Origin of the sequence: Streptomyces fagopyri, from assembly GCF_009498275.1 — a bacterium.
Classification (GTDB): Bacteria; Actinomycetota; Actinomycetes; order Streptomycetales; family Streptomycetaceae; genus Streptomyces; species Streptomyces fagopyri.
Map to the genome: position 1 here is coordinate 4,956,443 of NZ_CP045643.1, position 19,704 is coordinate 4,976,146.

The window sequence follows — 19,704 nt, forward strand, 5'->3', positions numbered from 1 at the left end:
GGATTCACGAGTTCCGGCCCTTGGTGTTTCCGGCCCTTCTCAGCGATTCCGGACCTTTCCCTTCCCTGGTGTTTCCCGTCCTCGCCTTTTTGGCGCGCGCCACCGGAAACGGGGCCGTCGCCCGGTCGGGCCACACCGCTGGCCGCCTCCCCCCGCTGCGGGAAACCTGGACGGGTGGGGCAACGAGGACGTGCGCAGCGGGCCGAGCGGCCCTACGGCCGGCCGGGCGGACGGCTGCCCGGTGCCCCCGTGCCCGATCCCGGGCCGGCCGGCGAGCCGCCACGGGTTCCGGTCGGGACGGAAGCGCGCCGGATCTCCGGCGCCTCGACCCTGGTACGGGCGCTGCCGGTGCTGCTCGTCGTCGTCGCGGTGGTCTACGACGTCCTGACGCCCCCCGACTTCACCGCGGCCCCGCTCTTCACGGCCGCCCCGCTCGTCGCCGCGCCGCTCTTCTCACTGCGCGGCACCTTGCTCACGGGGGCCCTGACGCTGGCCGCGCTGCTCGCGATGCGGCTCAGGTTCGGTCTGCGCCTGGGGATCGGCTCGATCACCGAGGTCGTCACGGTGGCGACCGTCGTCGTCCTCGCCGTCCTCATCAACGTCCTCGCCCGCCGCTCGGACGAACGGCTCGCCTCGGCCCGCCAGATCGCCGAGGCGGCGCAGCGCGCCGTGCTCCCGGAACCCGAGGGGCGGATCGGCGGCCTGGAGGTCGCGGCGCGCTACGAGGCCGCCCAGGAGGGCGCGTCCATCGGCGGCGACCTGTACGCGGTGCAGGACACACCGCACGGCGTACGGCTGGTGGTGGGCGACGTCCGCGGGAAGGGCATCGGCGCGGTGGCCGCCGTGGCGGTGGTCATCGGGGCGTTCCGGGAGGCGGCCGAGCAGGAGGCGACGGTCGAGGCGGTCGCGCGGCGGCTGGAACGGGCCCTGGCCCGCGAGGGCACCCGGCGCGAGGACCCGGACGCCTTCGAGGGCTTCACCACGGCCGTCCTCGCGGAGGTCCCGCACGACGGCGACGTGGTGCGGATCGTCAACCGCGGCCATCCCTCACCGCTGCTCCTGCACGCGGACGGCACGCTGGTCACCCTCGCCGCCGCGGATCCCGCGCTGCCGCTCGGCATGGGCGAGCTCGGATCCTGGCCCGACCGCACGGAGACGGTGGACTTCCCGCCCGGCTCCACGCTGCTGGTCCACACGGACGGGCTGTCCGAGGCGCGCGACGGCCGGGGCGACTTCTACGAGCCGGCCGAACGGCTCGCGGGACGGACCTTCCGTGACCCGGACGCCCTGCTGGCCGAGCTCGCTGCGGGGGTCCGCCGGCACACCGGTGGCGCGCTCTCGGACGACATGGCACTGCTCGCCGTACGGCGGCCCGGGCGGACGGCCGAGTTCCTCGGCCCTTGTCACGAGGGGTAGTCGGACGCTGTCCCTCCGCACGGCGCCTGACGCACCGTCAGAACGAGTGGCGGAAACAGGTCCGGTCGACTCGCCCGGTTTCCCTCGGTCATGCCCCGTAAGTCCTGGCCAAGAGTGCGCAATGATCAGCACGAACGGCTTGGAATCCGGTACCCGCGTCTATTAACGTTCGATAACGCAGCGCGGTTGTCCCAGCCGTCACAAGAGATGGCTCCGTGCGCACGCGCCGAATCCCGCGAGGGAACCGGGGAACCACCAACTTGGGGTGAATCGAGCGTCTTTCACGGTGGAGACACCGTGGGGTGACGCGCGTAGGAGACCTTCCTGCTCCGAACCCGTCAGCTAACCCGGTAGGCGAGAAGGAAGGAAAGGAGCGCGCCCACGTGGCGTCCAACCGGCCTGCCCAGGCCTCTTCGTTCGCGCCGAACGACATCCAGACATTCGGGTACGACCGCGGCGACGACGAGGGCCCCTGGGAGGAGTGGAATCCCACCGCGGATTCCGTCGCTCCCGTCCGCGGCCGGCACCGCGTCTCCAAGCAGCGCGGAGGCGGACTCGCCCGCAGCTCCACCGTTCTCGGCGTCGGTGTCCTGGCCGCCGTCGGCGCGGGTGGCATCGCCACCGCCGCGCCCGGCAAGCCGCCCGTGTCGATCTCGCTGCCCGACCTCTCCTCGGTCACCCAGTCGGCCAAGGCCCTGATATCCGACGGCGGTTCCAGCACGCCGAAGGGCTCCTCCACCCCGCTCACCGGCGCCGGCCTCACCACCGCCGACGCCGCGCAGGGCAACGCGGACGCCGGTGAGGCGCTGCGTGCCCGGATCATCGAGCAGGCCGAGTCCCAGCAGGACCAGGTCGACCGTGCCGCCCAGAGCGCCGCCGAGACCGCCGCCGCGAAGAAGGCGGTCGCGCTGGCCGCCGAGCAGCAGGACAAGGCCGAGGCCAAGGTCGCCGCCGACAAGAAGAAGGCGGAGGACGAGGCCAAGCAGAAGGCCGAGACCGCGCGCCTCGCGGAGCTCGCGAAGAGCTACTCGCTGCCGACCTCCTCGTACACCCTGACCTCCCGCTTCGGCGACGCCGGATCCATGTGGTCCTCCGGTTACCACACCGGTCTCGACTTCGCCGCCCCCACCGGCACGCTGATCAAGGCGGTCCACAGCGGCACCGTCACGGAGGCGGGCTGGGCCGGCGCGTACGGCTACCGGACGATCCTCACCCTCGACGACGGCACGGAGCTGTGGTTCTGCCACCAGTCGTCGATCAGCGTCAGCGTGGGGCAGAAGGTGGCCACGGGCGACGTCATCGGACGGGTGGGCGCGACCGGCAACGTGACCGGGCCGCACCTCCACCTGGAGGTCCACCCCGGCGGCGGTGACGCGATCGACCCGATGGCGTGGCTGCACAGCAAGGGCATCAACCCCTGAGCCAACACCCGCCATGAGTACGGCGGGTGCGGAATGCAGTCGTCCGGTACGGCTGTTGCAATGGGGTATGACACCTCTCCGCAAGCTCGGTTCCTCAGACCTCGAGGTCTTCCCGCTCGCCCTCGGCGGCAACGTCTTCGGCTGGACCGCCGACGAGGCGCAGTCCTTCGCCGTCCTCGACGCGTACACGGCCGGGGGCGGCAACTTCGTCGACACCGCGGACAGCTACTCGGCGTGGGTGCCCGGCAACAAGGGCGGTGAGTCCGAGACGATCATCGGCAAGTGGTTCGCCGCGCGCGGCAACCGCTCCGACGTCGTCCTCGCCACCAAGGTCGGCGCCCATCCGCAGTACAAGGGGCTGGCCCCGGACACCATCAGGGCGGCGGCCGACGCGTCACTGCGCCGGCTCGGCACGGACCACATCGACCTCTACTACACGCACTTCGACGACACCTCGGTCCCGGTCGAGGAGATCATCGGCACGCTCGACGAGCTGGTCCGGGCCGGCAAGGTCCGGGAGATCGGCGCCTCCAACCTCTCCGCCGAGCGGCTCGCGGAGTCCCTGGAGTTCTCCGACCGCGAGGGCCTCGCGCGCTACACCGTGCTCCAGCCCCACTACAACCTCGTCTCGCGCGACACCTACGAGGGCCCGCTCCAGGAGGTCGCCTCCCGGACCGGACTGGCCGCCGTCCCGTACTTCGCCCTCGCCGCCGGCTTCCTCACCGGCAAGTACCGTCCCGGCACGTCCGTCGACTCGGCGCGGGCCGAGGGCGCGGGCAAGCACCTGGAGACGGAGCGGGGCCCGCGGGTCCTCGACGCCCTCGCCGAGATCGCCGGGGCCCATGACGTCGCGGTCGCCACCGTCGCCCTCGCCTGGCTCGCCGCCCGGCCCACGGTCGCCGCCCCGATCGCCTCCGCCCGGACGGTCGACCAGCTTCCGGCGCTGCTCGCGGTCGCGGACCTGACACTCAAGGACGACGAACTGGCGCGGCTGACGGAGGCGTCGGCCTGAGCGATCCGCGCCGCGGCCGGCGCCCCGCTCAGGACCGGTGGGGGTCGTACGCCGGGTGGGGCGCGGCCGGGTGCGGGTGGGTCCGGCCGTCCCGGCCGGACGGCTGCACCGGCACATAGCCGTAGCCGTAGCCGTAGGGGCCGCCGGGGCCGTATCCGTAGCCGTACGTGGGCCACGGCGGCCGCACCGGTACGACGGCCGGGGCGGTCACCCGTGCCGCGTACGCGAGGGAGGGGCGGGCGACCTCCCGGCGGCGCCACAGCTCATGGAGCAGCTCCCGCTCCCGTACGACGAAATCCGCGCCCGCGCGGCCGCTCCGCCCCCGGTGCCGCAGGAACGCGAGCGAGGTCGCGCAGGCCTCGTACCGCGCGACCGACCGGGCCGCCGACCTGCCGAAGTGATGGGTCGCGTACTGACGGGCGAGCCGGCGCGCCCGCATCGAACCGAGCGCGTACGGCTCCGGCGGGGTCAGCCACCCGGCGACGGCGTACGCCGGGAGTTCGGCGCGGACGGTCCGCAGCTCGCGCTGCCGCGTCCAGATGACGAGGAAGGTGAGCACCCCGAACGCCGGCACCATGAACGTGCCGTACACCGCGAAGAACCCGTACTCCCCGAAGCCCGACGAGCCGTTCCACATCGCGTGCATGCCCATCGCGAGCAGCAGTCCGACCACGGGCAGCAGGACACGGCGCAGCCGCCGGCGCTCGGCGGACAGCGCCGCGACGCCGAAGCCGATGCCGGTGAACACGGTGAACAGCGGGTGCGCGAAGGGCGCCATCACGACCCGGACGAAGAAGGTCGCGGCGGTGACGGAGGCCAGTCCGCGCTCGCCGCTGAGCTGGTCCGTGCCGAAGGCGTTGCCGAGGTAGAGGATGTTCTCGGTGAAGGCGAAGCCGGTCGCGGTGACCCCGGCGATGACCACGCCGTCGACGATCCCGGTGAAGTCCCGTCTGCGGAACAGGAAGACCAGCAGGACGGCCGTGGCCTTGGCGGTCTCCTCGACGATCGGGGCTATGACCGTCGCGCCGAGCGTGTCCGCGTGCGAGGGGTCGGCGGTGGCGGTCGCTATCCACCGGGTCGCGAAGCTGTTGGCGACGATCGCTATCAGCGCCGCCGCGCACGCGCCCCAGGCGAACGAGAAGAGCAGGTTCCGCCAGGGGCCGGGCTCGACCCGGTCCAGCCAGCGGAACGCGGCGAGCAGGAGCGGGACGGGCAGCACGGCGAGGCCGAGGCCCACCAGGAAGCCCTCGGTGCCGGTCTGCTGGCGCACCATGGCCAGGATGACGAGACCGGAGAGCGCGAGCAGGGTGCTCAGCGCGCCGTAACGCACCCAGGTCCGCTGCCACCAGTGCGGGTGCCGCGGCGCACCGGCGGCAGGCGCGGCGCCGGGGTGCGTGGGGTACGCGGGAAAGGTGGCCACGGCATTGACCCTAACGAGGCAGGGGCGGTGCCCACGACGGTGCCGGAGGCGGTCCGCGGGGGTGTCAGTCGCCCGGAGTGTGCTGCTCCCGGTGGTGTACGCGCCGGAAGAGGAGGTCGTTCACCACATGACCCTTCTCCAGCCCCTGGCCCTCGAAACGGGTCAGCGGCCGGAAGCCCGGACGGGGCGCGAAACCGCCGTCGGTCGCGGTGTTCTCGAAGTCCGGATGCGCGGTCAGCACCTCCAGCATCTGTTCGGCGTACGGCTCCCAGTCGGTCGCGCAGTGCACCAGGGCGCCCGGCGCGAGGCGGGTCGCGGCGAGGTCCAGGAACTCCGGCTGGATCAGCCGGCGCTTGTGGTGGCGCTTCTTGGGCCACGGGTCGGGGAAGTACACGCGCAGGCCGCCCAGCGAGTCCGGCGGGAGCATCTCGCGGAGCAGGATGATCGCGTCTCCGTTGGCGACCCTGATGTTGGACAGCCCGTTCTGGTCCGCCAGGTTCAGCAGGTTGCCCTGGCCGGGGGTGTGCACGTCGACGGCCAGGATCCCGGTCCCCGGGTCCTCCGCGGCCATCCGCGCCGTGGCCTCGCCCATTCCGAACCCGATCTCGAGGACGACGGGAAGGTCGGCGCCGAACAGTTCGGCCAGGTCGATGATCCGCTGCCCGTCGATGTCGAGACCCCACTTGGGCCACAGCCGCTGCAGAGCATCCGCCTGCCCGGCGGTCACCCGGCTCCGGCGCGGCTGGAAACTCCGGATCCGCCGCTCGAAGTGAGACCCGGCGGGATCGGCCTTCGGACCGTCGGGGAAGCGGGGCTCGCCCTTGGCACGGGGGTGCTCCCGCGGGGGTTCGCCGACGGGGTGGGGCTCTTCGGGGGAGCTGCTCAGGAACTCAGACACAATGCGACGATTTTACGACCGAGCCGGAGTCGTACCGTCCGTCTCGTGCTGGGGGCCGCCGCCCCCAGACCCCCGCATCGGCCCGAACGGCCTCGTCCTCGAACGCCGGACGGGCTGAAATGCCCCGCCCGCCCGCCCGCCCGCCCGCCCGCCCGTCCGCCCGTCCGCCCGCCCGCCCGTCCGCCCGCCCGTCCGCCCGCCCGCCCGCCGGCCCAGGAGGCGACCCACCCTCCAGCAAGTCCGCCACCTTCCGGCGCCGGCCCGCACCCTCAGCCCGTCCGGAACGCCTCAGCAAGGACCCGCCTCCCCAGCCCGTCCGCCACCTTCCGGCGCAGGCCCGCATCTCCGGCCCCTCCGTCACCTTGCAGCGCGGGCCCGCACCCTCAGCCCGTCCGGCGCTTGAGGACGAGCCCTTCGGGCGATGCGGGGGTCCAGGGGGCGGCGGCCCCTTGGCGGGGTCCAGGGCGGAGCCCCGGGGTCGGGTCGGGCAGGGGCGGCGGGGGCGAGATCCCTCAGGTGGCCGCCAGCGCGGCCAACGCCCGCCGCGCGACCTCTCTCCCGATCGGCAGAGCCGCCGTCGCGGCGGGCGACGGCGCGTTCAGCACATGCACCGTCCGCACCCCCTCCTTGATCAGGAAGTCGTCCACCAACGTCCCGTCCCGCAGCACCGCCTGCGCCCGCACCCCCGCCTCCGCGGGCAGCAGATCGTCCATCGTCACCGCCGGCAGCAGCCGCCGCACGGCCCTGGTGAACGCCTTCCTGGACACCGACCGCCGCAGCTCCCCCGCCCCGTACCACCAGTGCCGCCGTGCCATCCGCCACGACCCGGGCCAGGCCAGCGTCGTGCCCACCTCACGGGGACGGATCACCCCCCACCCGTACCCCTCCCGGGCGAGCGCCGGTACGGCGTTCGGCCCGACGTGGACGCCTCCGTCCATCCCCCGGGTGAGATGCACCCCGAGGAACGGGAAGGCGGGGTCCGGCACGGGATACACGAGCCCCCGCACCAGCTCGGGCCGCGCCAGCGAGTAGTACTCGCCGCGGAACGGCACGATCCGCATCCCGGGGTCGTCCCCGGCGAGCCGCGCGATCCTGTCGCACTGGAGGCCCGCGCAGTTGACCAGCACCCGGGCCCGGACGATCGTGCCGTCGCCGGTGAGGACGGCGACTCCGAGGGCGTCCCGCCGGTCGACGCGGACGACCTCGGCCCCGTACCGGATCTCCGCGCCGGAGGCCTCCGCGAGCTGCCTGGCGACCGCGACGTAGTCGCATGTCCCCGTCGTGCCGACATGGATCGCGGCGAGCCCGCGGACCTCCGGCTCGTACTCGGCGATCTGGGCGCCGCCCAGCTCGCGCACCGGGATCCCGTTCTCCCGGCCGCGCTGCACGAGGGCGTGCAGGCGGGGCAGCTCGGCCTTCTCCGTGGCGACGATCAGCTTGCCGGTGACGGAGTGCGCGATGCCGTACTCCGCGCAGAACTTGACCATCTCGGCACCGCCGCGCACCGCGTACCGCGCCTTCAGCGAGCCGGGCCGGTAGTAGATCCCGCTGTGGATCACCCCGCTGTTGTGTCCCGTCTGATGCCGGGCGGCGTCGGGCTCCTTCTCCAGCACGGTCACGCGCGTGCCCGGCGCGGCGCGCGTGATCGCGTACGCCGTCGACAGGCCTACGATCCCGCCGCCGATCACCAGCACATCGCAGTCGTGCACGATCCGCACCTGCTTCACCTCCCGGCTTCGATAGTGCACTGCGCCACTGACAATGCCCTCAAACCCGGAAAGCGCCGCGAAGATCGCACAGAAGGACGAGCGGACGCCGCGTGCGTGCGGGGACGGGGCGAGCCCGTGTCCCGCGGGGGCTCACCCCGTCCCCGCACCCCGGAGCGGATCCGGTCTACGCGGGAGCCATCAGCAGCGGTCGTGCGCGCTCCCGCAGTTCCACCACGCGCGGTTCGTCGCCGTACGGCTCCAGCCGGTGGAGCAGGTCCTTCACGTACTCGGTCGTGCGCGCCGAGGAGATGCGTCCGGCGACCTCCACCGCCCGTACGCCCTGCTCGCACGCCGCGTCCAGATTGCCCGACTCGAGCTCGGCGACCGCCGACACCACCAGACGCAGACCGTGGGAGCGGACGAACTCCTCCGTCGGCTTCGACAGCGCCTGCTCGGTGAAACGGCGGACCTGGCGCGGCGCCTTGAGGTCGCGGTAGCACTCCGCCGCGTCGGCGGCGAACCGGTCGTAGGAGTAGAAGCCGAGCCAGGACGGATCGTGGTCGCCGTCCCGGGCCCGCTCCAGCCAGCCCTCCGCGGCCCGCAGCGCCCCGCCGGCCGCGTGGGCGTCCCCCGCACGCGCGTGGGCGCGCGCCTCGACGAGGCGGAAGAAACTCATCGTGCGGGCCGTGGCCAGGCCGCGGTTGCGTTCCAGGGCGGCCTGGGCGAGGTCGACGCCCTCGTCGCCGAAGCCCCGGTAGGTCGCCTGGAGGGACATGGAGGCGAGCACGTAGCCCCCGAGAGGGACGTCCGCGGCCGCTCGCGCCAACCGCAGCGCCTGGATGTAGTAGCGCTGCGCCGCCTCCTGCTGGCCCGTGTCGAAGGCCATCCAGCCGGCGAGACGGGTGAGTTCGGCGGACGCCCCGAAGAGCGCCCTTCCGACCTCGTCCGAGTACGAGCCGAGCAGCAGCGGAGCCGCCTCGACGCGCAGACACTCCGGCACCATCGACGAACGCCAGTCGCCACCTCCGTACTTGGAGTCCCAGCGCCTGGCGTCCTCGGCTGCCTCGCGGAGCTTCTGCACGTCGCTGTGGCCGACTTTCAGTGGCGCTCCGGAGCCCTCGGCAGGGTTCGCGTCCCGCGCCACCGAACTGTCGGCCGGGGTTATCAGCCAGCGGGAGGCGGGGGTCGCGTAGGCGCTCACGGCGAAGGAACCGGCCAGTGACTGCCAGATGCCGCCGCTGCCGGCCCGGCGCCCGGCGAGATCGAGGCGGTACAGATCGGTCGCCGACCGCACCGCCTGCCCGACGTCCCGGGGGAAGGCGAGGCCCACTTCGGGCGCGGGATCCGCGTCCGCCAGGCCGATCTCGTGGAGCGGCACCGGGCGGCCGAGCTTCTGTCCGATGGCGGCCGCGATGAGATGCGGCGCCGCTCCTTGAGGCACCATTCCCTTCGACACCCAGCGCGCCACGGACGTCTTGTCGTAGCGAAGAGTCAACCCGCGTTGAGCGCCAAGATCGTTGACGCGCCGCGCGAGCCCTGCGTTGCTGATTCCCGCGAGGGCGAGAACGGCGCCGAGTTTTTCGTTCGGCCCGCGTTGCTCCCTGGACATGCGCCACCCCTCGACACAGACGGCTGCCGCGCTGGCATAACCATGCGGCATTCGTAAACCCAGCGTAGTTCGCCGCATCCCATGCGTTAAGGGGCGTTGTTCCGGATGGCGGGATTGTGGTCCGTACGGAAGTACGGACGGTTGCGGCGTGCTCCTGTTGTGTGGCTGTGCGCCCGCCCGTGCGCTCTTCTCCGGCCATCGGGGGAGCGCTTCCATGGATGATGCGTGGGTCGGCCCGCTGTACTGGATCCAGTGGGCTGGGGGACACCGCCGCCACCATCCCCGCGGGCGGCGGACCGGTCCGGGAGGCGAACTCCGCCTCCCGGACCGTGCGTCGGTCGAGCGGTGCGCAGGACCTCTACGGAGAGTGTGCACGGCTGTCCGCCCGTGGCCGATTTGGCCGAAAATCGACGGTGCCCCTCGCGGGTGATTACCGCTCCTACCACGCGACTTGAGGGCGCGCAGGGTGTCCGAGGGGAGCGTATCGGGGGCGCATTCGCGTCGCAGATCCACCCCCGTCCTCGGCGGACCGTTCGTCCGTCTCCTCCCGACGGCCTTCCCTCCGGCGGGTGTTCGCAGTTGTGCCGGATCGGCTTTGCAGTCGCTCCCCAACGGCGCGCACGCGTTCGCGGGGGCGCATTCCAGGGGGCGCGAGCCGTCGCAGGACCCCTCCCGCGCGCACTCTTCGTGGCAGCATGGTGCCGAGTTCGTACGGTGCACTGGTTGTCCACAGTCCGTGGAGGCGTCGATGCGGTGGTTGGTGGGGTGGAGCAGTACCGCCGCCGGGGCGCTCGGGATCGGCTCGGCGGGAGCCACCGGAAGCGACGGCGAGACGGTGCACCCGGTGGGATCCCAACTCCTGTGGGGCGACCCCGATCCGCTCTGGGCGGTCGGCGACTGGCGCCCCGACGAGGTCCGCGTCGTGAAGGCCGACGCGCAGAACCGGATCGCGGTCCTCGGAACCTGCGGCGCGAGCGACGAGGAGATCAAGGTCGGACTCTTCGCGGCGCGCGGCGGCGCACTGCGGCATCTCACCGCGTGGTCCGGCAGTTACACCGCCGTCGTCCAGGTCGGCCGCCGCGTCACCGTCGCGGGTGATCTCGCGGGCATCCGGCCCGTCTTCTACACCCCCTGGGCCGGCGGCACCGCGTACGCGACCGCCGCGCTGCCGCTCGCCGACCTCATCGAGGCCAACCTCGACTTCGGACACCTGGCGGCCGTGCTCGCCGCCCCCGACGTACCGGCCGCGGTCCACGACTCGACCCCCTACGAGGGCGTGCGCCGCATTCCGCCCGGGCACGCGCTGATCCTGCGCACCGGCGCGCGGGAGATCGCCGGCTACGACCCCGTCGCCTCGCTCGCCGTCGCCGCGCCCTCCGCCGACCCCGACAGCGCGGTGGACGGCGTCCGGGACGCCCTCGTGGAAGCCGTGCGCGCCCGTCTCGCCGCACCCCGGCACGTTCCCGGCACGGACATCGACCCCGGGCCCGTTCCCGGGATGGGGCCCGCGGAACGGCGCGCGGCGCGGGGCATGCCCGTGCCCGGGATCGGGGCCGACCTCTCGGGGGGTCCGGCCTCCGGCACGCTGGCCCTGCTCGCCGCGGGGCTTCCAGGGGCGCCCGGGACCGTACTGGGGCACGGCACGGGGGCCGGGGAGCGGCTGCTCGCGGTCACGTTCAACGACCTCGCGGTGCGCGGGCGGGAGTCCGAGCTGGCGCGGGCGGGGACACTGGCCGCCAATCCCCGGCTGCACCACGTGGTGGTCGCCGGGGACGAGGAGACCCTTCCGTACGCCGACCTGGACGGTCCGCTGACCGACGAGCCAGGACCGTCGCTGGTGACCGCCGCGCGGCACCGGGCGCGGCTCGCCTCCGGCAGCGCGGACCACTTCACGGGGTACGGGGCCCGGCAGGTGCTCGACGCCCATCCGGCGCGGCTGGCCGACCTGCTGATGGACCGCAAGAGACGTCATCTGGTGCGGCCCGTCGCCGCGTTGGCGAAGGCCGACGGATCGGTGATGGTTCCCGCGCGCGTGTACGGCGCGGCACGCAAACTGGCCCGTACGCCGTACCGGACCGGTGTCGACGTCCTGGCCGACCGGCTGCTGCACCGGCGGTTCGAGGAACCCGGCGGGGCCGTCGGGGCGTCGCTCGCCGCGCTCACCTGGGCCAGACCCGGCCCTGCGGCGCGTTGGCTGACCGGTGAGGCGCTGGCTGAAGTATCGGTTCGCCTCCAGGGAATCACGGGCCGGCCGGGGGTCGGGCCGGGGCAGCGGCCCGGTGACTTCCGGGCCCGCGCGGCGCTCGCACGGCATGCCGGTGATCTCCGCGTCCTGGAACAGGCCGCCGAGATCCGTTTCCAGCGGCTGCACATGCCGTTCCTGGACAACCAGGTCGTACGGGCCTGCCGTGTCCTTCCGGAGGCGCTGCGGGTCCAGCCCGGGGCGCGGGCGGAGATTCTCCGCGCGGTGCTGGAGGGGGCCGGGGTGGCCGAGCTGCCGCCCGGATGGGGGGCGCCTTCGCACGCGTCGTCGGCGGCGGCCGCGCGGACGGGACTGCGGGTGGCGGCGGACTCCCTGATCGTGCTGTTCGACACGCCGTTGCTCGCGCAGGCGGGGCTGGTGGAGGCGCGGGTCGTGCGCAAGGCCCTGCGGGCGGCTGCCGCGGGGGAGCCCCTGCCGTTGGACGGGCTCGCGGATCTGGTCTCCCTGGAGCTGTGGCTGCGACGGTTGCTGGCGCGGCGCGGTACGTGCTGGACGGGGACGCCCGCGCGGCAGCGGGCGGTGCCTGCGGGGATCGTGCCGCAGGGGCGGGCGTTGGGGGCGGGGGCCGGGGGGCGGGGGTAGGACGTGGTCCGGGGCCGGGGCTGGGGGTCGCGGTCCGGAGGCCGCGGTGCGTGGTGCGCGGTCGGGTCTCGGGGGGTCGGGGCCGTGCCGGTGTGTCGAGGCCGTCGCCGTTGGACCAGACGTGGGTCCGGGGTGGTGGACGCTGCTCGATCCGGGCGTGAGCGACGGCCTTGCGACACACCGGCACGGCCCCTTCCGTGCGTCGTCGGCCTCGGGTGCATGTCCGACGGGGGCCCGCGCCGGAATTGTTCAGCGCGGGCTCGCATCCCGTCTTTCAGCGCAGGCCGGCATCTCCAGAGTGTCCGCGACCTTTCAGCGCGGGCGGGCACCCTCAGCCCGTCCGCATCGGTGCAGTGCGGGCTCGCGCCTTGAGTCCGTCGGGAACCTTCTGGCGCGGGCCGGCATTTCCAGCCCGTCCGGTGTCTGAGGACGAGCCCTTCGGGCGATGCGGGGGGCAGGGGCGGAGCCTTCGGTACGGGATGGGGCGGCGGGGGCGGAGGAAGGGTTGTCGGGTGAACGCGGGGGCGCGCCGCCCGGCCGGGCGGAAAGCCTCGGCCCCCGCACCGGCGCCGGTGAGAATGGGGACGTGCGGTACAGGATCCTGGGCGTGACCCAGGCGGAGGACGAGCGGGGAACGCCGACCACGGTGGGCGGCCCCCGCGTCCGCGCGCTGCTCACCGCCCTCGCCCGCCGCCCCGACCGCACCACGTCCCCGGAGACCCTGATCGACGAGGTGTGGGCGGACGAACCCCCAGTGGACGCGCCGGCGGCACTACAGGCCCTGGTCGGCCGCCTGCGCCGCGCCCTCGGCCGGGACGCGGTCGTCTCGGAGGCCGGCGGCTACCGCCTGCGCGCCGCCAGGGACGACGTGGATCTGTTCGTCTTCGAGCGCCTGGTACGCGAAGGCACGGCGGCCCTCGAACACGGCGACGCCCCCACCGCCGCCCGCGGCCTGCGCGAGGCCCTCGCCCTGTGGCGCGGTCCGGCCCTCGCGGACCTCCCCGACCGCGGCGCCGCGACCCGCCCGGACGCACTCCGCCTGGAGGCGACGCGCACCCGTATCGAGGCGGACCTGCGACTGGGCCGCGCCCCCGACGTCGTACCGGAGCTGAGGGAGCTGACGACCGCCCACCCGTACGACGAGGCCCTGCGCGCCCTGCTCCTCCGGGCCCTGCGCGACGCGGGCCGCGGCGCCGACGCGCTGGCCGCGTACGAGGAGGTGCGCAGGGTCCTGCTGGACGGGCTGGGCACGGACCCGGGCCCGGAACTGCGGTCCCTGCAAGCCGAGTTGCTCGATCGGGAGGCCGGGCCGGCGCCGATACCCTCCCGACTCGGGCGGAACGGCAATATCCGTCCCCGTCTGAACTCCTTCGTCGGGAGGGAACCCGAACTCGGCGCCATCCGTTCCGATCTGCGGAGGGCACGCCTGGTCACGCTGACCGGACCGGGCGGTTCGGGAAAGACCCGGCTCGCCGAGGAAGCCGCCGCCGGGCTTCCGCAGGCGTGGCTGGCCGAGCTGGCCCCGCTCGACCGGCCCGAGGCGGTCCCGGGGGCCGTGGTCAGCGCCCTCGGCCTGCGCGAGACCGCCCTGATCAGCAACGAAACGGTGATCGGGCAGGACGGCCCGCTCGCCCTGCTCGTCGAGTACTGCGCCGCGCGCGGCCTGCTCCTGATCCTCGACAACTGTGAACACGTCATCGGCGCGGCGGCCGACCTGGCCGAGACCCTCCTCACCCACTGCCCGGGGCTCACGATCCTCGCCACCAGCCGCGAACCCCTCGGCGTGCCCGGCGAGCTGGTGCGCCCGGTCGAGCCCCTGCCGCCCGATCCCGCGCGGCTCCTGTTCACGCAGCGCGCGGCGGCCGTACGGCCCGGCGCCGACGCCCTGCGCGACCTCGAAGCGGTGGACGAGATCTGCCGGCGGCTCGACGGCCTGCCCCTGGCCATCGAGCTGGCCGCCGCGCGCCTGCGACTGCTGACGCCACGCCAGATCGCCGACCGCCTCGACGACCGCTTCCGGCTCCTCACCTCCGGAAGCCGCACCGTGCTGCCCCGCCAGCAGACCCTGCGCGCCGTCGTCGACTGGTCCTGGGACCTGCTCGACGAGCGGGAGCGCACCGTGCTGCGTGAGGCGTCCGTCTTCGCGGGCGGCTGGGACCTCGCCGCCGCCGAGGCCGTGTGCACGGGCCCCGCCACCCACCTCGTCGGCGCGCTGGTCGACAAGTCCCTCGTCGTCGCCACCCCGTACGACGCGGACACCGACGCGAGCGGCGCCGACGGGACGGGCGGCGGCGAGACGGGCGGCGGCGGCATGCGCTATCGGATGCTGGAGACCATTCACGAGTACGCGGCCGAGCGCGCCGCCGAGGTTCCCGAACTGCGCGCCGGGGCCGAGCGGCGCCACCGCGCGTGGGCGCGAGGGCTCGCCGAGCAGGCCGAGCCCCTGCTGCGCTCCGCCGCCCAACTGCCCTGGATGCGCCGTCTGGAGACCGAGCTGGACAACATCCGGGCGGCCCTCCACCGCGCGGTCGTCGCCGGCGCCGAGGAGGAGGCGGGCTCCCTCGTCCTCGCCATGGGATGGTTCTGGTGGCTGCGCAACTTCCGTGGGGAGGGCGCGGACTGGACGGACCGCGTCCTGCGTCTGGGCGCGGCACGCGACGCGAGGGGATCCGTGCGCGCCGGGCACCCGGCGCCCGGCGCCGACGAGGAGTGCGCCGGGCTCGCCGGGCTGGAGCGCTTCGATCCGGTGGACGCCTTCCTCGACGCCCCCGGCCGCGAGGAGTCCCATCCGCTGCACGCCCTGCGGATGCGGGTACGGATGCTGCACCTGTTCATGCGGGTGGAGACGGAGCCACTGGACGAACAGGACCATCCCCGCATCCGCGAGTACGCCGAACGGGTCCGGGACGCCTTCGAGAAGGGCGGCCCGGACGCCGCGAGCATGCCGGGCATCGTCTGGCCGATGGCCGCCTTCTTCCTGAGCGGCTCGTACGACGTGCGTCCGGCGATGGACAAGGCGGTCGCCAACTGCCGTGCGTACGGGGGCGACTGGGAGATCGGTGTCACCCTGATGTTCCGCACCCACATGGTCGTCGACGCCCCGGGCGGTATGCCCGGCGTGGACGACGACCTCGCCGAGCTGCGGGTGCTCAGCCGGCGGGTGGGTGACCGCTGGATGCGCGCCCAGGTGTGCAGCGCCGCCGCCGAGGCGGCCATGACACGCGGTCTGTACGGCGAGGCGAAGGCCGAGTACGAGGAGGCGCTGCGGCTCGCCTTCGAGGTCGGCGCGTACGCCGAGACGCCGTTCCTGCTGGCACGGCTGGCCGAGCTCGCCTACCGGGCCGGCGAGCGCGCGCAGATGCTGGCCGCACTGGACGAGGCGGACGCGGCGGCCGAGCGGTACGGGGTGATGGACGCCCGCGCCTTCGTCCACATGCTGCGCGCACAACTGGCCCTGGACGACGGCGAGGTCGCCCGCGCGCGGGACAAGTGGCGGAAGGCCTGCGAGATGAGCCTGCGGGGCACCCCGCCGCCGCAGTTCATGGCGGCGCTGAACTGGGTGGAGGCGCTCATCACGGCCGCCGAGTCCGGCCCGGAGCGCGGTCTGCGGAAGATGACCGACGCCCTGGAGGCGGCCGTGGCGGGGCACTGCGCCGACGTGGTGACGGCAGGCCTCGTCGAGAGCGCGGCGGGCCTGCTGTCCGAGCTCGGCGACCACCCCCGCGCGATCCGCCTGCTCGCCGCGGGCGCGCGGTGGCGCGGCGGCCACCCCCGTCCCGCTCTGGAACGCGCCGTCGCCGAGCGGGGTGAGGCCGCCGCCCGCGCGGCCCTCGATCCCCGCCGTCTCGCGTCGGAGCACGCCAGGGGAGCGGACTTCACCGCGGCCGACGCCCTGCGCGATCTCGCGGAGGCGGTGAAGGAGCACCCCGCCGACAGCGGTTAGACGTCGGTGTCGGCCAAGGGCGCGGACTGCCGGCGCAAGGGGTTCCCGGACTGCTTCGGGGACTGTTCGCGGGACCGCTCCCGGTGCGGCGGGCTCACTGGCACTCGAACTCCGAGTCCGCCCAGTCCGCCAGTGCCACCGAGTCGAACGGTGTGCGCGGTTCGACGACGAGCCGGATCGTCTTCCGGCCCGTGAGATTCACCCTTACGGGGATCGCGTGGTCCCCGCCCCCGACCGGCGGCGACCGCCACAGGCGTGCTCCGTCGGCGTAGACGGAGAAGCGGACGTGGCCGAGGCCCATCGTCAGGTCGTCGACGCCGACCCGGGCCTCGTACGCCGAGCAGTCGCGGTTGAGGTCGATGGTGACGGAGGACGCGCCGTGGACGGTCACCCCGTGCGCGTACCGCTGGTCCGAGATCGACATCCCCCATCGCTGCCAGACCCAGCTGCTCTCGCCGAGCCTCATCTCGGGCCGGGTGTGGTCGCCGGTGATGCCGTAGCGCAGCTCGTTCCACCGGTAGACGACCGGCGTGGGCGCCGGCGTCGGGCTGGGCGCCGGGTCCGGCGGCGGGGCCGGCGGCGATGTGGGGCCGGGCGTGGGGTCCGGCTTCGCCTTCGTGGGGGCGGGGGACGGCTCGGGCGCGGGCTTCGGGGCGGGCTTCGGCGGGGTGGGGGTAGGGGTAGGGGTGCGGGCGGGCGCGGCGACCGCCACCGGCTGCTGCGGCGCGGGCCGCTTCGACGGCGGGAGCTCCGGTGTCCGCGGCGGAGCTTCGACCGCGGGCGAGGCGGCGGGCCTGGCCTCGGGTTTCCTGGCGCCGGTCCCGTCGCCCACCAGGGCGAGTGCGACCGCCGCGGCGGCCACCGCGACGACGCCCGCCGCGATCCCGGCCTTGACCGGCGCCCCGAGTCCCTCGGAGACCGCCGCGCCGCCACCCGCGCCCGCTCCACCGGAGCCGCCTGCCGCGGCGGCCGCTCCCGCCGCGCCCGCTCCGGCACCACCGGCGATGAGCGCGACGGCCTTCGCGTACCCGGCGGCGCCGAACCAGCCGATGACCGCGACCGGCACGACCGCGGGGATGCCGCCGGCGACCTCCTTGATCTGGCCGGCGGCCAGCCGGCACTTGGCGCACTCCTCCAGGTGCTTGCGCAGCCCGCGCTCGGCCCGGGTGCGCAGCCCGCCGCGGGCGTAGGCGCCGAGCCGGTCGGCGTAACGCGCGCACTCCTCGTCCCGGGTGAGCGTGGCGCTCACGTGCGCCTGGAGGTAGGCCTGCTTGAGTCCTTCCCGGGCGCGGCTGGCGAGGACGCGGGTGCCGTTGGCGTCCAGCCCGAAGAGCGTGGCGACCTCGCTCGGCGACTCGTCCTCGACCTCCGTGTGCCACAGCACCGCCTGCCACCGTTCCGGCAGCGAGCGGAAGGCCTGCATGGCCATCGACTGCTCGGCCTCGTGCATCGCGCGCGCGTCCGCGCCGAGTTCGAGTGTGTCGCCGTCGGAGACCTCCGCGCCGCGTACGGCCTGCGCCGCGAACACCGCGAAGTCGTCGACCAGTTGCTCCCGTTTCGCGGACTTCGTCCAGTGCGCGGCGACCCGGCGGACCGTGGTCAGCAGATACGCGCGTACGGCGTGCTCGGGGCCGTGACCGCCGCGCACCGCCTGGAGCACGCGGGCGAACACCTCGGCGGTCAGGTCGTCCGCGGTGTGCGCGTCCCGGCAGCAGGTACGGGCGTAGCGGCGGACGGCCTCCGCGTGACGGCGGTACAGCGCCTCGTACGCCGTGTCGTCGCCGGAGCGCATGCGCCCGATCAGATCGGCGTCGGACGGGGGCAGTTCGACCGGGGGCGGCAGCACACCGCTGACGTCCCGGGGGTCGAACCGGTCGCGCTGCGCCGGGACGCTGGGATCGCCGGTGACGCCCTGGGAGGTGCCGGAGTGGCCCGGGAGCACCGGGGCGCCGGACGGGTTCGGGATGCCGGAGGGCCTCGGGGGGCCGGCGGGTCCCAGGTCGTCTCCCGGGGGTCCGCCCTGACTGGGGACCTGCTGCGAGGGCAGGCCGCCCGCCTCCGCGCCGCCGTCACCGAGTGACTCGTCCCGCCCGTCAACGCTCATCGCGGAAAGCCCCCGCCTGCACACACTCGGACCCGAATACCGGGACAGATTGCCACACGCTTCAGGGGTGTGACCGCGTCGCACGGGCCAACCACTCGTCCGTGGGGTTTTGCCGCACGACAGCTCTAGCCGTCACCCGTTTGGGGAATAGTCAATGTTTGCTTCCCGCGCGGGAGTTGCCGCTCTGCCTGTTATGTGGTGATGCGTCCCGCGCGCGCGTGCGGAGCCCGTGTCGCGCGCCACGGAGACCTCACCGCCCGTGTCACCCGACGAGACGGGCGGCACGGGCGGTGAGGGTGACGCGGACGGTTCGGACGTACGGATGCTGCGGGCAGGGCGGGACCGGTTCGCGGCGTGCGCGCACGCCGTACGCGTACGGCGTGCGTCCACGGCGCGCGTGCCGGAGCGCCCGGGCCCGGTGGTCCACCGCTGCCGGACGATCCGTGCCGTTCGACCGCCGGACGGTCCGTGGCCGCTCACGCCGGGCGCGAGCGCAGTCCCTCCAGCAGGATGTCGAGCAACCGGGCCGAGGCCGCGGCCTGCTGGGCGGCGTCCGGCAGCGAGGGCGCCGCCGTGGCGATCACCAGCAGTACGTCCGCCACGGTCACGTCCGCGCGCAGCTCGCCCGCCGCCCGCGCCCGGTCCACCAGCCGGCCCACCACGTCGAGCAGCGCGGCCGCACCGGCGTCGTCGACCACGTCCTCGGTCGTGGACCGCTGCTCGACGAGCCGCAGTTCGGCGCCGAGTTGGGAGCGCTGCTGCGGCACCCGTGCCTCGCCCGCGGCGGGGCCGTCCTCCGCGACACCGACCCGCAGGATCTGCGGCGGCAGCAACCGTCCCGCGCCCGAAGCCACCGACGTCCGCAGGAAGCGCGAGAGCGCCGACCACGGTTCGTCCTCCTGACCGAGCGCCGTGCGGGCCTGGTCGGTCAGCCGCGAGGTCTCCTCCTCGGCTATCCGGCGCACCAGGACGTCCTTGCTCGGGAAGCGCCGGTAGACCGTGCCGACACCGACCCGGGCGCGCCGCGCGACGTCCTCCATCGGCGCGCCGTATCCCAGCTCGCCGAAGACCTCGCGCGCCGCGCGCAGTACGTGTTCCAGATTGCGCTGTGCGTCCACGCGCAGCGGCGCGGTGCGTGATCCGTCTCCCGGACCACGGCCGTTGCCGCCCGCTGCCGCGCCGACCGTGCCACCGGATGCGATGGCAGACGCGGAAGACCAATGAGAGTCCTGAATGTGCATAAGCGTTCCCCCGGTAATGACGTCTCCCCCCGGAGACTCCCCGCCATTGGAAGACGGAGCGAGCGGAACAGGCCTGATTCCCGAAC

General features: G+C 74.1%; 11 protein-coding genes and 1 riboswitch. Of the genes, 5 read left to right on the forward strand and 6 right to left on the reverse strand.

Annotated elements, in window-relative coordinates:
- The first annotated feature begins 174 nt into the window (after nt 1–174).
- From GFH48_RS21355 to GFH48_RS21365, 3 genes are all read left to right on the forward strand, one after another.
- The gene (locus tag GFH48_RS21355) at nt 175–1,416 is read left to right on the forward strand and encodes a PP2C family protein-serine/threonine phosphatase (protein ID WP_153289783.1); all 1,242 of its coding nucleotides are present in this window, start codon (nt 175–177) and stop codon (nt 1,414–1,416) included.
- A 214-nt stretch (nt 1,417–1,630) separates the two neighbouring features.
- A riboswitch (cyclic di-AMP (ydaO/yuaA leader) is annotated at nt 1,631–1,788 on the forward strand.
- A gap of 11 nt (nt 1,789–1,799) precedes the next feature.
- Nucleotides 1,800–2,837: a M23 family metallopeptidase gene (locus GFH48_RS21360; RefSeq protein ID WP_153289784.1), complete on the forward strand. Its 1,038-nt coding sequence runs from the start codon at nt 1,800–1,802 to the stop codon at nt 2,835–2,837.
- 67 nt (nt 2,838–2,904) lie between these two features.
- Complete coding sequence (locus GFH48_RS21365) at nt 2,905–3,849, forward strand: aldo/keto reductase (RefSeq protein WP_153289785.1); 945 nt, start codon at nt 2,905–2,907, stop codon at nt 3,847–3,849.
- Between the two features lie 28 nt (nt 3,850–3,877).
- Here the strand turns inward: GFH48_RS21365 and GFH48_RS21370 are convergent, their stop codons facing one another.
- The 4 genes from GFH48_RS21370 to GFH48_RS21385 form a co-directional block, all read right to left on the reverse strand.
- Complete coding sequence (locus GFH48_RS21370) at nt 3,878–5,269, reverse strand: PrsW family intramembrane metalloprotease (RefSeq protein ID WP_153289786.1); 1,392 nt, start codon at nt 5,267–5,269, stop codon at nt 3,878–3,880.
- Between the two features lie 64 nt (nt 5,270–5,333).
- Nucleotides 5,334–6,167 carry a tRNA (guanosine(46)-N7)-methyltransferase TrmB gene (gene trmB, locus GFH48_RS21375; protein WP_153289787.1) on the reverse strand — a complete coding sequence of 278 codons (834 nt, stop codon included), beginning with the start codon at nt 6,165–6,167 and terminating at the stop codon, nt 5,334–5,336.
- Nucleotides 6,168–6,679: 512 nt separating this feature from the next.
- Nucleotides 6,680–7,915: an L-2-hydroxyglutarate oxidase gene (gene lhgO, locus GFH48_RS21380; protein WP_153289788.1), complete on the reverse strand. Its 1,236-nt coding sequence runs from the start codon at nt 7,913–7,915 to the stop codon at nt 6,680–6,682.
- A gap of 145 nt (nt 7,916–8,060) precedes the next feature.
- Nucleotides 8,061–9,485, reverse strand: a complete 1,425-nt coding sequence (locus GFH48_RS21385) for an MFS transporter (RefSeq protein WP_153289789.1) — start codon at nt 9,483–9,485, stop codon at nt 8,061–8,063.
- Between the two features lie 748 nt (nt 9,486–10,233).
- On the opposite strand from GFH48_RS21385, the gene GFH48_RS21390 reads away from it, so the two are divergent.
- Nucleotides 10,234–12,330, forward strand: coding sequence for an asparagine synthase-related protein (locus GFH48_RS21390; RefSeq protein WP_153289790.1), 2,097 nt, complete (start codon nt 10,234–10,236; stop codon nt 12,328–12,330).
- A gap of 586 nt (nt 12,331–12,916) precedes the next feature.
- Complete coding sequence (locus tag GFH48_RS21395) at nt 12,917–16,273, forward strand: BTAD domain-containing putative transcriptional regulator (protein ID WP_194280633.1); 3,357 nt, start codon at nt 12,917–12,919, stop codon at nt 16,271–16,273.
- 94 nt (nt 16,274–16,367) lie between these two features.
- On the opposite strand, the gene GFH48_RS21400 is transcribed toward GFH48_RS21395, so the two are convergent.
- Nucleotides 16,368–18,377 (reverse strand): sigma-70 family RNA polymerase sigma factor, encoded by a 2,010-nt coding sequence (locus tag GFH48_RS21400; RefSeq protein WP_153289792.1) that lies wholly within the window; start codon nt 18,375–18,377, stop codon nt 16,368–16,370.
- A 476-nt stretch (nt 18,378–18,853) separates the two neighbouring features.
- Nucleotides 18,854–19,618: a TetR/AcrR family transcriptional regulator gene (locus GFH48_RS21405; RefSeq protein WP_153289793.1), complete on the reverse strand. Its 765-nt coding sequence runs from the start codon at nt 19,616–19,618 to the stop codon at nt 18,854–18,856.
- Between the last annotated feature and the right edge of the window lie 86 nt (nt 19,619–19,704).

What these genes read in the sequence shown, in the direction of transcription:
- GFH48_RS21385 (WP_153289789.1), bottom strand. Translation starts at nt 9,485, where the DNA reads ATGTCCAGGGAGCAACGCGGGCCGAACGAAAAACTCGGCGCCGTTCTC.
- GFH48_RS21405 (WP_153289793.1), bottom strand. Translation starts at nt 19,618, where the DNA reads ATGCACATTCAGGACTCTCATTGGTCTTCCGCGTCTGCCATCGCATCC.
- GFH48_RS21365 (WP_153289785.1), top strand. Translation starts at nt 2,905, where the DNA reads ATGACACCTCTCCGCAAGCTCGGTTCCTCAGACCTCGAGGTCTTCCCG.
- GFH48_RS21390 (WP_153289790.1), top strand. Translation starts at nt 10,234, where the DNA reads ATGCGGTGGTTGGTGGGGTGGAGCAGTACCGCCGCCGGGGCGCTCGGG.
- GFH48_RS21400 (WP_153289792.1), bottom strand. Translation starts at nt 18,377, where the DNA reads ATGAGCGTTGACGGGCGGGACGAGTCACTCGGTGACGGCGGCGCGGAG.